The organism is Flavobacterium sp. W20_MBD1_R3, from assembly GCF_052119725.1.
Classification (GTDB): Bacteria; Bacteroidota; Bacteroidia; order Flavobacteriales; family Flavobacteriaceae; genus Flavobacterium.
The window spans coordinates 111,758-126,435 of record NZ_JBGQOR010000006.1; the positions used below are offsets into that span (position 1 = coordinate 111,758).

General features: G+C 33.1%; 13 protein-coding genes. 6 read left to right on the forward strand and 7 right to left on the reverse strand.

Annotated elements, in window-relative coordinates:
• Window positions 1–26: 26 nt before the first annotated feature.
• The 4 genes from ACEN2F_RS10120 to ACEN2F_RS10135 form a co-directional block, all read right to left on the reverse strand.
• The gene (locus ACEN2F_RS10120; protein WP_441738618.1) at window positions 27–299 is read right to left on the reverse strand and encodes an HU family DNA-binding protein; all 273 of its coding nucleotides are present in this window, start codon (window positions 297–299) and stop codon (window positions 27–29) included.
• Between the two features lie 179 nt (window positions 300–478).
• A complete protein-coding gene (fmt, locus tag ACEN2F_RS10125; RefSeq protein ID WP_441738621.1) occupies window positions 479–1,426 on the reverse strand; it encodes a methionyl-tRNA formyltransferase in 948 nt (315 codons plus the stop codon).
• Complete coding sequence (locus ACEN2F_RS10130) at window positions 1,426–3,321, reverse strand: RecQ family ATP-dependent DNA helicase (protein WP_441738623.1); 1,896 nt, start codon at window positions 3,319–3,321, stop codon at window positions 1,426–1,428. Before ACEN2F_RS10130 ends, fmt begins: the two co-directional genes overlap by 1 nt.
• 59 nt (window positions 3,322–3,380) lie before the next feature.
• A complete protein-coding gene (locus tag ACEN2F_RS10135) occupies window positions 3,381–3,950 on the reverse strand; it encodes an AAA family ATPase (RefSeq protein WP_441738626.1) in 570 nt (189 codons plus the stop codon).
• A 116-nt stretch (window positions 3,951–4,066) separates the two neighbouring features.
• On the opposite strand from ACEN2F_RS10135, the gene ACEN2F_RS10140 reads away from it, so the two are divergent.
• The 4 genes from ACEN2F_RS10140 (at window position 4,067) to ACEN2F_RS10155 (ending at window position 7,566) form a co-directional block, all read left to right on the forward strand.
• Window positions 4,067–4,351: a DUF493 family protein gene (locus ACEN2F_RS10140; RefSeq protein WP_091171617.1), complete on the forward strand. Its 285-nt coding sequence runs from the start codon at window positions 4,067–4,069 to the stop codon at window positions 4,349–4,351.
• 88 nt (window positions 4,352–4,439) lie between these two features.
• On the forward strand, window positions 4,440–5,165 hold the full coding sequence (locus ACEN2F_RS10145) for a DUF4290 domain-containing protein (protein WP_441738628.1): 726 nt from the start codon (window positions 4,440–4,442) through the stop codon (window positions 5,163–5,165).
• A gap of 107 nt (window positions 5,166–5,272) precedes the next feature.
• Window positions 5,273–6,583, forward strand: coding sequence for a UDP-N-acetylglucosamine 1-carboxyvinyltransferase (murA, locus tag ACEN2F_RS10150; RefSeq protein WP_441738631.1), 1,311 nt, complete (start codon window positions 5,273–5,275; stop codon window positions 6,581–6,583).
• A gap of 113 nt (window positions 6,584–6,696) precedes the next feature.
• Window positions 6,697–7,566, forward strand: a complete 870-nt coding sequence (locus ACEN2F_RS10155) for a cation diffusion facilitator family transporter (RefSeq protein WP_441738634.1) — start codon at window positions 6,697–6,699, stop codon at window positions 7,564–7,566.
• A 33-nt stretch (window positions 7,567–7,599) separates the two neighbouring features.
• On the opposite strand, the gene ACEN2F_RS10160 is transcribed toward ACEN2F_RS10155, so the two are convergent.
• The 3 genes from ACEN2F_RS10160 to ACEN2F_RS10170 form a co-directional block, all read right to left on the reverse strand.
• Window positions 7,600–10,086 (reverse strand): DUF5686 and carboxypeptidase regulatory-like domain-containing protein, encoded by a 2,487-nt coding sequence (locus ACEN2F_RS10160; RefSeq protein WP_441738635.1) that lies wholly within the window; start codon window positions 10,084–10,086, stop codon window positions 7,600–7,602.
• Between the two features lie 87 nt (window positions 10,087–10,173).
• Window positions 10,174–10,593: a type II 3-dehydroquinate dehydratase gene (gene aroQ, locus ACEN2F_RS10165; RefSeq protein ID WP_441738638.1), complete on the reverse strand. Its 420-nt coding sequence runs from the start codon at window positions 10,591–10,593 to the stop codon at window positions 10,174–10,176.
• Window positions 10,594–10,782: 189 nt separating this feature from the next.
• Window positions 10,783–11,346: a porin family protein gene (locus ACEN2F_RS10170; protein ID WP_441738641.1), complete on the reverse strand. Its 564-nt coding sequence runs from the start codon at window positions 11,344–11,346 to the stop codon at window positions 10,783–10,785.
• Between the two features lie 711 nt (window positions 11,347–12,057).
• Between ACEN2F_RS10170 and xerD the strand changes: the two genes are divergently transcribed.
• Both xerD and ACEN2F_RS10180 read left to right on the forward strand, forming a co-directional pair.
• Window positions 12,058–12,954, forward strand: a complete 897-nt coding sequence (gene xerD, locus ACEN2F_RS10175; RefSeq protein ID WP_441738643.1) for a site-specific tyrosine recombinase XerD — start codon at window positions 12,058–12,060, stop codon at window positions 12,952–12,954.
• A gap of 179 nt (window positions 12,955–13,133) precedes the next feature.
• On the forward strand, window positions 13,134–14,660 hold the full coding sequence (locus ACEN2F_RS10180; RefSeq protein ID WP_441738646.1) for a PAS domain-containing protein: 1,527 nt from the start codon (window positions 13,134–13,136) through the stop codon (window positions 14,658–14,660).
• Window positions 14,661–14,678: the final 18 nt, after the last annotated feature.

Below are 14,678 nucleotides of genomic sequence, written 5' to 3' on the forward strand. Positions count from 1 at the left end.
TTTTATTATATTTAGGGGGGTTAAAACTAGTTTACCGCACCTTCTAACTCTGCTCCAGCTTTAAATTTTACTACATTTTTAGCTGCGATTTGGATAGTTTTTCCTGTTTGAGGATTTCTACCGTCTCTTGCTGCTCTTGCAGTTACTGACCATGATCCGAAACCTACTAAAGATACTCTTCCTCCTTTTTTCAAAGTTCCTCCTACATTACCTAAAAATGACTCTAAAGCTAATTTTGCTGCAGCTTTTGTTATTCCTGCATCAGCAGCGATAGCATCGATTAATTCTGATTTGTTCATAATAATTAGTTATTAATTGTTGGTTAAAAAAATTGTTAATACACAAATTTAGTAGGAAATACGTTCTTTGCAAGGGTTTTATGTTAATTTAGTTTGTTTTGTTGATAACTTATTTTTTTTGTTGATAAACTAAAGATCGTTTCTTGTTAAATCATAGAAAGTGCCCGTTTTTGTTGGTGTTAATAGACTTTTGCATTCACTGAAAATACAATCCCGTTCAAAAATTCGGAAGTATTCATTTTCTTTTTGCCTGGAAACTGCAAATTAAGTATTTGAATAAATCCGTTTCTTACCGCAATCTTCATCTCTTTTTTGGTACAAATTAAATTTCCAATTTCCATACCATGTTCCTCTGGAATTATAGTAGCTTCATATATTTTTACATTCCATTCTTCATTCTTGTCGCCAAAGAAACACCAAGCTGCTGGATAAGGACTCAAACCTCGAATCAGATTATTTATCTCTTGAGCTGATTTTGTCCAGTCAATTTTGCAATTTTCTTTGTTGAGTTTGTAAGCTGTTTTTATTTCGGCAGCGTCTTTTTGAATAACTGTTGACACATCGCCTTTTTCAATCATTTCCAAAGTGTCAATAACGGTCTTGCTTCCTAATTCCATTAATCGGTCGTGCAAATGTCCCGCATTTTCGGTTTCATCAATTTGAATTTCTGAGCTTAAAATTATCGCGCCAGTATCAATTTTATCATCTATAAAAAAAGTAGTGACTCCTGTTTTAGTTTCTCCATTGATAATAGCCCAATTTATGGGTGCTGCCCCACGATAATCAGGTAGGAGTGAAGCATGAAGATTAAAAGTACCTAAGGATGGCATTTCCCAAACAACTTTGGGCAACATTCTAAACGCAACTACAATTTGTAAATTAGCATTCAACGCTTTTAATTCAGCCAAAAAAGTTTCGTCTTTTAAGTTCAAAGGCTGTAATAAAGTAAGATTATGAGCCAGCGCATATTCTTTTACGGCTGAATACTTTAATTTTTGTCCGCGGCCTGCTGGTTTATCCGCAGCAGTGATAACACCTACAACCTCATAGTTGTTTTTGATTATTATGTCTAATATTCCCACAGCAAATTCGGGCGTACCCATAAAAACAATTCGTAATTTTTCCATTATGATCGTAAAGTATATTTGTTATTTGGTTTAACCAAAATTGTGTTGTTTTCTAATAAATCCTGAAGTACGCCAATAACTTCATCCGGACTATTTTTAGTTTTATTTTGAATGTCTCTTGAATTTAAATCTTCGGATTGCAATAAAGTAATTATTTCTTTGGAAAGCAGTGATACATCCTTTTTCTTTATTTTTTTGGTAATGCAAAAGGAACAAATACCACAATCATCGGTTGTTTTTTCGCCAAAATAATTTAGAATCAACTTGTTTTTGCACACTTTTTTCTCACTAACATAATAAATCACAGATTGAAGCTGCTCTTTTTTTAATTGATTTTGATTCTCTAAATGTTTAGAAATCCTATTGATGGTTCTGTCATCTTCCCGAATTTCATTAAAAATCAGTGTAGCATCGTTATTTTTCGAATGATAATCTATAATTTCTTTTTCTTTTAATTTATGTAAAACAGCCTGAATTTCAGTTTCCTTATGATTTGATTTTTTGGCAATCAATTGTAAGTTGAAAGCAGTTTGCATTTCGTAAATTCCTGGATACGTACGCAAAATGGCTAAAATAATTTCTTCATCGTTTGTATTTAAACTCATATACCGAATCACTTCTTTGGAAGGAATTAGAAATTGAAGCGTAATTTTTTCTGAAAATTCTTGGGATAGACTAATGATTCCTTGTCGGTCTAAGAATTGCATCGCATTGTAGGTTTTCAATGTGGGGAATTCATATTTTAAACAAAAATGATGCAAATTGAAGTTGAATTGTTCATTAATTCCTTCTCCGTAAGCGATTTGAAAATAGTTACAAAGCTTAACATACATGAGATTCAAAAACTTTTTATCAGGAAGAACAGTGATAAATTGGTTTTGAGCCTGAATAACATCAGAAGGACTGGTCAATAAAACCGCAAAGGCTCTTTCTCCATTTCGTCCTGCACGGCCAGCTTCCTGATAATAATTCTCCATGTTTTCCGGGAGTTGAATATGAATAACCGTTTTTACATTGGCTTTGTCAATTCCCATTCCAAAAGCATTAGTTGCTACAATAACCTGCACTTCTTCATTCATCCAGGATTGCATGTTTTTATCTTTCTCTTTGGACGAAAGTCCGCCGTGATAATACGTAGCTTTAAATCCTAATGAATTTAATTGTGAGGAAATATCCAGACACGATTTCCTATTTCGAACATATATGATTGATGGTTCTGGGTTTTTCTTCAGCATTTGTTCTATTCTGAAAAGTTTATCCTCGACCTCAAAAATCATATAGGCAATATTTTCTCTGGCGAATGATTTTTCAAAAATTTGTGGTTTGTGTAATCCCAACTCATTGATAATATCTTCTTTCACTCTTGGCGTAGCAGTTGCGGTCAAGGCTAAAAAGGGCACTGTTGGAAAATGCCTTTTTAGTTCCGAAATTTTTAAATAAGCTGGCCGGAAATCATGTCCCCATTGGGAGACGCAATGCGCTTCATCGATGGTGATTAAATTGATGGGGAGATTTTTTATTCGTTCCAAAATCCAGTCGGATTGAAGACGTTCTGGCGATAAATAAAGGAATTTATAATTTCCAAATTGGCAATTGTCTAGTAAATCGATCATTTCCTCGGATCGAATTCCGCCTGTTAATGCTATGGCTTTGATGTTTCGCTTTTGCAAATTGGCGACTTGATCTTTCATCAGTGCGACTAATGGCGAGATCACGAGGCAGATACCGTTATTCATCATAGCCGGGATTTGGAAACAAACTGATTTTCCGCCGCCCGTTGGCATCAATGCAAAAGTGTCACGTCCGCTTAAAACGGAATCAATGATTTCCTTTTGAAGCGACCTGAATTTGTCGTGCTTCCAATATTTTTGAAGAATAGCTACCGCTTCTTGCATAAAGTATGAATTTCATTTCATTGAAAAACAGTCCAAAACGTAAATCCTAAACCTGGTTATTATTTGGAAATTTCATCTAAGATAAAAAGAATTCTGTTATTCATCGTGTCTTTTGGAACTTCTATGAGTTTGTAACCGTAATTTTCATAGGTTTCAGTAAGATGATTGTAGATGAGTTTCGCTTGTTCGAAGTTTTCATAACGTTCGTCATCGCTGATATAAATTTCCTCCCAAGGCGGAAGAATAAATATTTTTGAATAGGTGTGTTCGCGGCAAGCGGTATCAAAAGTAGCAGGATAACTATCGCCAATGTAGTGCATGTAGGCCAAAACATCAGGAATTCCTCTATCAATAAATACTATTTCATGAGGCTCTTTTGAAGCATTTTGAAATTGTTTTTTTCTTCCTTCAAGGAGTAATTCGCTGAACAACAAAGGTTTTTCAAGAAATAATTGCTCGATTCCTTGTTTTTTTGCTTCCAATGTTACTTCCCGAGAAATTTCGGGGTAACAGCAATGTCCTTTAGCGACCAATCCGTCTATAATAGTAGTTTTACCTGTTCCTGGACCGCCAATGATAACTATGATTTCTTTTTGCACTTTTAAAAAATAAGGGGCAAATTTACTCAAACTTATTGGTATTTGAAAAAATCAAGGTGTTAAAATGTGATTAGGCAAAAAATCATAATTCAAAATTCATAATTCACGTTTGAAACCGTATATTTGCCCTTATTTTGAAATAAAAAATGGATAAAAAGACGGAAGAATTTTATGATAGATTAAAAGTAGAATTGGATATGAGCAATACATGGCCAGCAGAATACTTATTTAAATTTATTGTACCAACAGAAAGTGATAATGTAGAACGAGTGGAGCTGGCATTTGATTGCATGGGAGCAGTTATCAAAACCACAAAATCAAAAACAGGAAAATTTACCAGTATATCCGTTGATGTCACCGTGAAAGATTCACAAGAAATAGTTGATAAATACCTAGAAGTTTCTACAATAAAAGGTATAATTTCCCTTTAATTACAATATAAAATTTTTGATTTGTTGCGTTTGAATAAGTTTATAATTTCAAAAAATAGCAAAGGAGTCAAAACAGATACATTCGAATATGAATTCAAAATACATTAAAGAAAACTCGAACGATGTGGTGCATCATTTGGAATACAATGCTGAGAGATCGCACTTGATTATTCCAGAATATGGCCGTCATTTGCAGAAATTGATTGATCAAGCCACTAAAATTGAGGATGATGTAGAACGCAATAAAGCGGCAAAATACATTATTCAGGTAATGGGTAGTTTAAATCCACACTTGCGCGATGTTCTTGATTTTCAGCATAAATTGTGGGATCAGCTTTTTATTATGTCGGATTTTAAATTAATAGCTGATTCACCATATCCAATTCCATCACGTGAAGTGTTGCAGTTAAAACCGGATGTTTTAAAATATCCACAAAATTTTCCCAAATACAGGTTTTATGGCAATAATATTAAATATATGATTGATGTGGCTAATAAATGGGAAGATGGAGAGATGAAAAGCGCCTTGGTGAAAGTGATTGCCAATCACATGAAAAAATCGTATTTGAGTTGGAATAAAGACACCGTTAAAGACGATGTAATTTTCGAACATTTGTATGAACTATCCGATGGTAAATTGAATTTGATTCAAAGTACAGAGCAATTATTAAATACTACAGATTTATTAAGAACTAACAAACGGGTTTCGAATAAAATCTTACCAATTGGCCAACCAAAAATTCTTAGCAATAAGAATACAAAAACGGGAAAACCAAATCCAGTACACAAAAATCAAAACAGAAAACCTTTGTAAATCAGCTATAAATTAGAAGTCTTTAGTTATCGATTTTTTTGACGATAACTTTAACTTATAAAATTATAACTCATATCTAAATAATTTATAACTCATAATTGTAAAAAATGGGAATTTTCAAAATAGAAGGAGGCATTAGTCTAAAAGGAGAAATCACGCCACAAGGAGCTAAAAATGAAGCGTTACAAATTTTATGTGCGGTTCTTTTAACACCTGAAAAAGTGATTATCAATAATATTCCTGATATTATCGACATCAATAAACTAATTACACTTTTAGGAAATTTAGGAGTGAAAATTCAAAAAAACGGATCAGGTTCGTATACTTTTCAAGCGGATGAAGTAAATATACAATATCTGGAAACCGAGGCATTCAAGAAAGAAGGGGGTTCTTTAAGAGGTAGTATTATGATTGTTGGACCACTTTTAGCACGATTTGGAAAAGGATATATTCCAAAACCTGGTGGTGATAAAATAGGTCGTAGAAGATTGGATACGCATTTTGAAGGATTCATCAATCTGGGCGCTAAATTCCGTTATAACAGAGAAGATCATTTTTATGGCGTAGAAGCACCAAAAGGATTGAAAGGTGCCGATATGTTATTAGACGAAGCCTCCGTAACCGGAACCGCTAATATTGTTATGGCAGCAGTTTTGGCCAAAGGGAAAACAACAGTTTATAACGCTGCTTGTGAGCCTTACTTGCAACAATTGTGTAAGATGTTGAACTCCATGGGAGCTAAAATAACAGGAGTTGGATCTAATTTGTTGACCATCGAAGGGGTTGAAAGTTTAGTAGGTTGTGAGCATAGGATTCTTCCCGATATGATCGAAATAGGAAGTTGGATTGGATTAGCTGCAATGACAAAATCAGAAATTACGATAAAAGATGTTAGTTGGGATAACCTTGGCGTAATCCCTAATACGTTTAGAAAGCTTGGAATTACTCTGGAACGTCGTGGCGATGATATTTACATTCCTGCTCACGTAGATGGGTATGAAGTAAAAACGGATATTGACGGTTCTATTCTTACAATTGCTGATGCGCCTTGGCCTGGATTTACTCCGGATTTATTGAGCATCGTTCTTGTAGTTGCCAGCCAAGCAAGAGGTGATGTTTTGATTCACCAGAAAATGTTTGAAAGCAGATTATTTTTTGTAGATAAATTGATCGATATGGGAGCAAAAATTATGTTGTGTGATCCACATCGAGCTGTTGTTATGGGACATGATTTCAAATCGCAACTCAAAGCAACCACAATGTCTTCACCGGATATTCGTGCGGGAATTTCATTATTGATTGCTGCGCTTTCTGCAAAAGGAACGAGTACTATTCAAAATATTGAACAAATTGATAGAGGATATGAGCGCATTGATGAACGATTGAGAGCTATTGGAGCTAATATTGTTCGCGCATAAATAATATAAATCACAAAACATATCGTTTAAGTAAATCAAAATGAATTTAAATCTAAAATTCATTTTGATTTACTTAAACGATTTTACTTTTATTTCACCTTTAAACAAAGCGCATGTCAAGCGAAAAAACAGCAATCAAGGCCACTTATTTTAGTATTATCGGGAATACTTGTCTCGCTATTATCAAAGGATTTGCCGGGTTTTTTGGAAATTCGTATGCATTGATAGCGGATGCAATAGAATCAACTACTGATATTTTTGCTTCTTTTCTAGTGTTGTTTGGAATCAAATATTCAAACAGGCCAGCGGATAAAAATCATCCTTACGGACATGGACGTGCAGAACCGTTGATCACTTTTTTGGTGGTAGGTTTCTTAATCACTTCAGCTACGATTATTGCTTATGAGAGTATTATTAATATTGGAACACCACATCAATTACCAAAACCATGGACCTTATTTGTTCTTGCGGCAATCATTATGTGGAAAGAATATTCTTTTCGCATAGTGATGAAAAGAAGTATTCAAACAAACAGTTCCTCATTAAGAGCTGATGCTTGGCACCATCGCAGCGATGCAATAACATCTATGGCGGCATTTCTTGGGATTTCAATTGCTTTAATTTTAGGAAATGGATATGAGGCTGCTGATGATTGGGCGGCACTTTTTGCCTCGGGATTTATTCTCTATAACAGTTATTTGATTTTTAGACCCGCCTTGGGCGAAATTATGGACGAGCATTTATACGACGATTTGGTAGAGCAAATTCGTGTGATTTCTATTCAGGTAGATGGAATTCTGGATACTGAGAAATGTTTCATTCGGAAAACAGGAATGCAATATCACGTTGATTTGCATGCACGAGTTGATTCAAATATCACCGTAAAAGAAGGACACGATCTCGCGCATAAACTAAAAGACACTTTACAGGATGAAATTCCAGAATTAGGACATGTGTTGATTCACGTAGAACCAAATGATTAGGTTTTAATTCGAATTTACAAATTGATTCTTTTTTTACTCTAAAATATTCAAAAACTTAAGTCCAAAAACAACTCCATCACCCTGAAAACCATTTTGGTACGAACGGACATAATCAATACGGAGCATTTTAAATTTACCAAAACCCAGATTGTCCAGCCCGACTGTGACTTCAGTATACGGTTTGTTATTGGGCGTAGACAATGCATGAGCTCCCAGTATTAAAGTTGATTTTAGTTTGTTCAACAATGGTATTTTATTCATGACATAACCTTGGTCGTTGTATTCAGAATGTGCTTCAAAATAGCTGTCATTTGTGCTGTTAGAGTAATAAGGAAGCAAATTAAAAACATTCAAATAGCGCGCTGATTGTCCTATGTGGGTTTGGTTTCCATTGAAATGCTTATAATCTATGAAAGCAATATTATCCGCATTCAGAAATTTACCTGCTTTTAGATTCAACCCCAGAATACCTTTATTTCCCAAGGTTAAATCATACGTTAATCGGGTGCTGAAATGGTCAAACTCATATTTTTTGTCGGTAGCTGCAACTGCTTTTTCATAGCCTAGATAAAGCGTTGGATATTTTTCATTGCGGATATTAAATTTTCCATCGGGACGGGAGGAATATTTGTTTCCAAAATTGATTTTTGCAAGCAAATTAATTTTCGTTAAATGATGTTTTTCAAAATCGGGAGTAATAAAATCATTTGGTGCCAACGGATTATTCGAAGTGTATAAATCATCCTTGCTAAACAAAGAAAAATCAGTGTTGTTGAATAATGGTTTGCGTTGCTGATACTCTATCTTTCCGTTTAGATTAACGCCATTGGCAATATCTTGGCTGTAGCCAATTGCCGCTGATTCCAGGTTATATAACTTCATGAAATTGTTCTTGAAAGCCAAGGAACTGATCGTATTTATCGCTTTACTGATGGGTTCATTAGGGTTAAATTGCTTCACTGAACTACCTCCCGTCATGTATAAAGTAGCATAATTCTGATTGTTAAAACGGTGGATAAATTGCCCAGTGACACGCAAACGATCTTCGGCAAAACCGTAATTGAGTTTTGTACTTATAGAAGTGTATATTCCTTTATTTTCTTGATTTTTCCAGTTCGTATATTTAAAACCTGAATCAAAATTGTACCCTTGCACCGTATTGAAACTCAATGAACCAAGATTTAATAATCCTTCATAACTAAAACTGTGCTTTTCTGCACTATTTTTGTACGTATAACCCGTTAGCAACTTTAATAGTTTAAATTTATTTTCTTTTGTATCAATTGAGTCTAAGTATTTTTCAGAATTTCGGACCTTGTAAATACTATCTTTTCTAATATAATCCGTGCTTTCTTCAATTGTTAGCGGAATAGGTCTGTTTGTATTCCAGAATAAGCTGTCTTTTTTGTTGGCATTTAATTCGATTCGTGTAATTTCATTTGTAAATGTTTTAGCTGCAAAAGCATCAATGAATTCATAATTACTATAAACGTAATTGTATTTACCATTAAATTTTATTCCAAACGCACCTGCTGTGATTTCCAGACTTTGGGTGTTTTTAGCCCAAATTTTATTGCTATTATTGTAACTGAAATTTTGTTTTAAGGTCATCACATCGAGAAATTCTTCTTTTATTCGGTAGCCTTTTATATCAAGATCAACTGCATATATTGACCAGGAATCTTCAACAATATATATATATCCTTCAAAAACGGGTTCGCTGTCGCGCTTTGCCATTACTTTTATTTTGTTGATCATGTTGGTATTCTCATCAAGGAAGGTGCTTTCTAATTTATAATTATAGTAGTTGAAAGCGTTGCTTGCTATAGGAGAAATCATTTGAACACCAAACTCGATCGTATTATCATAGAAATCATAGAACGAAGATCGAGCTGTATTGTAGCTATAGCCGTTGTCTCTACCACTTACTTTTGTGGCAGTAACGACTTCTTTGAGGTTGTTGGGTTTTTCAAAGGCTATTTTAGAAAAGGTTTCTGACAAGGATATGATTCCTGTTCCGGTTGAATCTAATGCGCCATTCAGGTCCCCAATTTTTTGTCCTAATATTTTTTTCGGGGCATTTTTTAATTTAAAAATACCTCTAGAATAAAAGTCGGCATTAAACCGATTTGTTTTTTCGGTGTTAACTTTTCTGCTAGCAATAGCATTTTTTATAATCGCTAACGCCGGATTATTTTTCTTGTTGATGATCACTTCATTTAATGAAAAACTTTCTTCAATCATTTTGATGTTTAAAGCGTAAGGCAATTTATCAGATTGAATCGTTACTTTTTGAGTTTTGAAACCTAAAAACTGAAAAACAACAGCTTGCTTTCCTTTTTTATCTAAAGTGAATTCATAAATTCCTACTTCATTTGAAGTGGTTCCATTATAGGTGTCTTCCTGAAAAATAGTGACAAAAGGTAAGAGGTTTCCTTTTTCATCTGTAACGGTTCCTTTTATTTGTGCAGTACCAAAAAATGAAACTAAAAAAAGTAGTAATACGTAGTAATTTTTCATGAAAGTTTTTTCTTTCACAAAAATAGAAGAAGTTTAAAAAGAGCGTATTAATTATTTGTTAAAGATTTGTTTAATAGCTTATTTTATTTAAAACTGTAAAAAAGACTGTACTGCTAACTCATAACTTTTTAAACCAAAACCCAGAATAACTCCTTTTGCATTACCCGAAATATAAGACTGATGTCTAAAACTTTCTCGTGAAAACGTATTAGAAATATGGACTTCAACTACGGGAGTGGTCACGGCTTTTATCGCGTCGCCAATTCCTATGGAAGTATGCGTATATGCTCCAGCATTTAAAATAATTCCATCGAATGCGAAACCAAATTCCTGAATTTTATCAATTAATTCCCCTTCAATGTTGCTTTGAAAATAGGTAAATTCTACGGAAGGAAATTTTATTTGTAACGTGGTGAAATACTCTTCAAAAGTTTGACTTCCATATACGGTTGGCTCACGTTTGCCAAGAAGATTAAGGTTGGGTCCGTTGATGATGCTGATTTTCATAAGTCGTTACTATTTGTTTTTTATTTGAATATAAAAGTGCTTTTCTTATTCGCAAAAGCTTGTTTTCATGCAGCTTATCTGGTTTTAGTAAAGCTGCGATAGGATGCTTTTATGATTGCTGTTTTGGTAAAAATAAAAAAACCGTTCCAATTTATAGAACGGTTTTGTAAATTTAATTTTTTCTTTGTCTTAAAACGTAAATCCAGCTGATATTTGAAGAACTGAATTCTTAACGTCTGCCTCTTGTGAAGCTTCAGTTAATCCTAAAACATAACGACCTTGAAGGAAAATGTGTTTAGTGACATTTAAAGTTAAACCTCCGGCTACTCCAAATTCAAAACTTTCAGAATCATTAAAATTTGCATTTTTTCTTTCACTTAATAGGAAAGAGGCCTGAGGGCCAAGATCTAAACTAACGGTTTTATTAAAATGAAATTTAGCCATCACCGGAATCGATAAATATCCTAACTCATTTTTGAATTCTTCGACAGCATTTTTATACGTTGCTCCTTGCGTAGAATACAGCAATTCGGGTTGGATAGAAAAACCATCTGTTAATTTAAGTTCAGCTACAATACCCGCATGATAACTCGTTATAGCTTCTTTATCATAATTATCACTATTTACGGTAATATTACTTCCTGATTGGTTGGCGTAATTTAAACCTCCTTTAAAACCAAATTTGATCAATTGTGCTTGCATGTCTACTGACGCGGCAAGCAAGACTACTGCAACTAGAATTATTCTTTTCATAATTTTTTTTTAATTAATTTAATGTGAACACATGATTAAAACTGTTTTGTTTGAAAATTATTGTTTCTAATTCTCATTTATACCTAAATCAATAATTAAACCAAAAAATAGGTAAAGATCAGTATGTAAGGTTAGTTTTAAATTTAATTAGGGATAAAGCATATTTTTTTGTTTTTAAAAAATTGATTACTAGTTTATTAACTGCCTATTTTTGTATAAACATATAATTTTTAATTTTATTTATTTTTCAAATAATTTCAAAAATTCTAAAAATTTAAGGATTTTTGACAAATTATGAAAGATAGTATTATCCAAAAATAAAAGTGAATTCATTCATATTTGTAAAGAATGTATTTCCTAAACGTCATAACAGTGGATAAGAACAGCAATATCGAACCAATAATAGGATGCTTTCAGTTTAGGATGCCTTGTTTGACACAATAAGAAGATGATTTTATAGTCGTTTAAGATTTGGCAGTTGTGCCTGACACTTGAGGTTACAGTGTTATGTTTTCTTGATAGCCAAAAAAAACGATGTAAGATTCAAAAGAAAAGAATGTTATATTAGTAGTTAGGTGCTTTGTCGGAATTTAGTTAAGATTATATTGGAGTGAAAGTAAAGGTTGTAAAGACCTATTTTGTCATCAAAAATTAAAACAAACAACAAAATATAGTATTTTTATTTTGCTCAAAAAGAGTTACTTTGCAGCTATGAATTGGGACAGTTACATAAAAAAATATCAATCGTACTTGAAAATTGAACGCGGTTTGTCGCAAAATACAATTGAAAACTATTCATTTGATATTCAACGATTGTGTCTTTTTTTGGATAATAATGAAATAGAAGTTTCGCCTGTTACAATTGATGAAGAAACAATTCAACAATTTATTTATAAGGTTTCAAAAGAGGTCAATCCACGTTCTCAGGCTAGAATTATCTCAGGTCTCAAAAGTTTTTTTTGGTATTTAATTTTCGAAGATTATCGTGCTGACAATCCTCTAGAACTTATAGAAACTCCTAAAACAGGTAGAAAACTTCCAGATGTTTTATCCGTTGATGAGATTGATCAGCTTATTGCTGCTATTGATTTGACCACTAATGAAGGTGAACGCAACCGCGCCATGATTGAAACACTTTATGGTTGTGGACTACGTGTATCTGAATTAGTGGCATTAAAAATTTCAGATTTGTTTTTTGACGAGGGATTTGTCAAAGTAACTGGAAAAGGAAATAAACAGCGTTTTGTGCCCATTGGAGATTACACTCAAAAATTCATTAACATTTACAAAGAGACGAAACGTACTCATCTTAATGTGAAAAAGGGTTTTGAGGATACCTTGTTTTTAAATAGAAGGGGCAGCCAATTAACAAGAGCTATGATTTTTACAATTATCAAAAATTTAGCTTTGGAAATCGAATTGCATAAAACCATAAGTCCACATACTTTACGACATTCTTTTGCCACTCATCTTTTAGAAAATGGTGCAGATTTGCGTTCCATTCAATTGATGTTAGGGCATGAATCAATAACGACTACTGAAATATATGTACATCTTGACAGAACGTTCTTGACACAAGTTTTAAATACATTTCACCCCAGAAAATAGTATTTGAATGTAACTCTAAATTATCGAAGAGAGAAAAGAGGTACTGTTCGTACTTAAAATAAAATTATTTACGATTATGCTTAATATTTTAATAAATTGATGTGATTTTAATGTTAATTTGGATTTTTGTAATATAATAAAATCTAAATTTAAGTTTTTTAAACCTTACATAAAATTATATGGTTTTTGATTTTCTCCAAAACAAAAATGGTCAAGAGGTAAACGATTTTTACAAAAAATTATTTGATGAAATTCCGGATTTAATCTTTGAATTTGTAATTGCTCCTGATAACACCTATTTATTTCCTTTGGTGAGTAAATCGGTCACTGATTTTTTTGATTTGTCTCCGAATCATTTTGTTGATAGCGACAAATTCCTTGTTTATGACAGGATCTTTGAAGCGGATCGATTATCATTTTTTCAGTCATTAGTGCAAGCGAAACGGAACCTTACAAAATGGGATTTTGAATTTCGGGTTTTGTTACCTGTTAAAGGATTGCGTTGGCTTAAAGTTGTAGCAAAACCAGAATCATATCCTGATGGCAATATTGCTTTTTATGGTAGAATTTCAGATATAACGGAATTGAAAGAGCAGGAAATCAAACTAAAAATTTCTGAGGAACGTTTTAAGTTTGCTTTAGAGGCCTCTACAGAAGGTGTATGGGATTGGGATTTATCAACCAATAATGTTTTCTACTCTGCGCAATCGATGAAAATTCTCGAACAAGAGTCTTTAGATATTTTTGATAATCCGGAACGGTGGGATCAAATTGTACATCTGGATGATTTAGCAAAATATTACTCTGAAATTCAGGATCACTTTGCTAATATAACGCCTTTTTATGAAAATTATCATCGTGTTTTAACGTCAAGCGGTAAATATAAATGGATTTTAGATAGAGGTAAAGTAATTGAACGTGACGCCAGCGGGAAGCCATTGCGAGTTATAGGAACGCATACGGATATTTCTTCTCAAAAAGAAAAAGAATTAGAGCTGATAAAAACAATGGAATTGTATAGTCAGCAAAATAGTAGGCTATTGAATTTTTCGCATATTGTCTCTCATAATTTAAATTCACAGGCAGGAAACATCAAGTCAATTCTGGATATCATCGATGCCGAAGATGATCTCAATAGTAACAAAGAAATGCTGTCATATTTAAGAACGGTGTCGAATGACCTAAACGAAACCATCGTGAATTTAGCGCAATTAGTGCAAATACAAAGCAATTCAAATATTCCAATTAAATCCTTAGAGTTGAATTTATATTTGAATAAAACTTTAGACCTGATCCGAAATTTAAAGAATCAGAATCAGGTTACTATTGTAAATGAAATACCTGACGGAGTTTATGTCGATTTTAATCCGGCTTATCTCGAAAGTGTTTTATTAAATTTTACGACAAATGCGATAAAATATTCGAATCCCAATAAATCCATTGTGATAAAGTATTCTTTCTCATTAGAAAATGGTAAAAAAACACTATCAATCTCAGACAACGGGTTAGGGATCGATTTGAAGAAGTATGGCAATTCTCTTTTTGGAATGTATAAAACATTTCACAATCACGAAGCGGCAAGAGGCTTGGGATTGCATATCACGAAAAATCAGATAGAATCAATGAAAGGGACTGTTTCTGTAGAAAGTGAAGTAGGCCATGGAACTACTTTTAAAATTACTTTCCAAGATGATCTTTATGATTGATTTATAAAACTTTTTAGA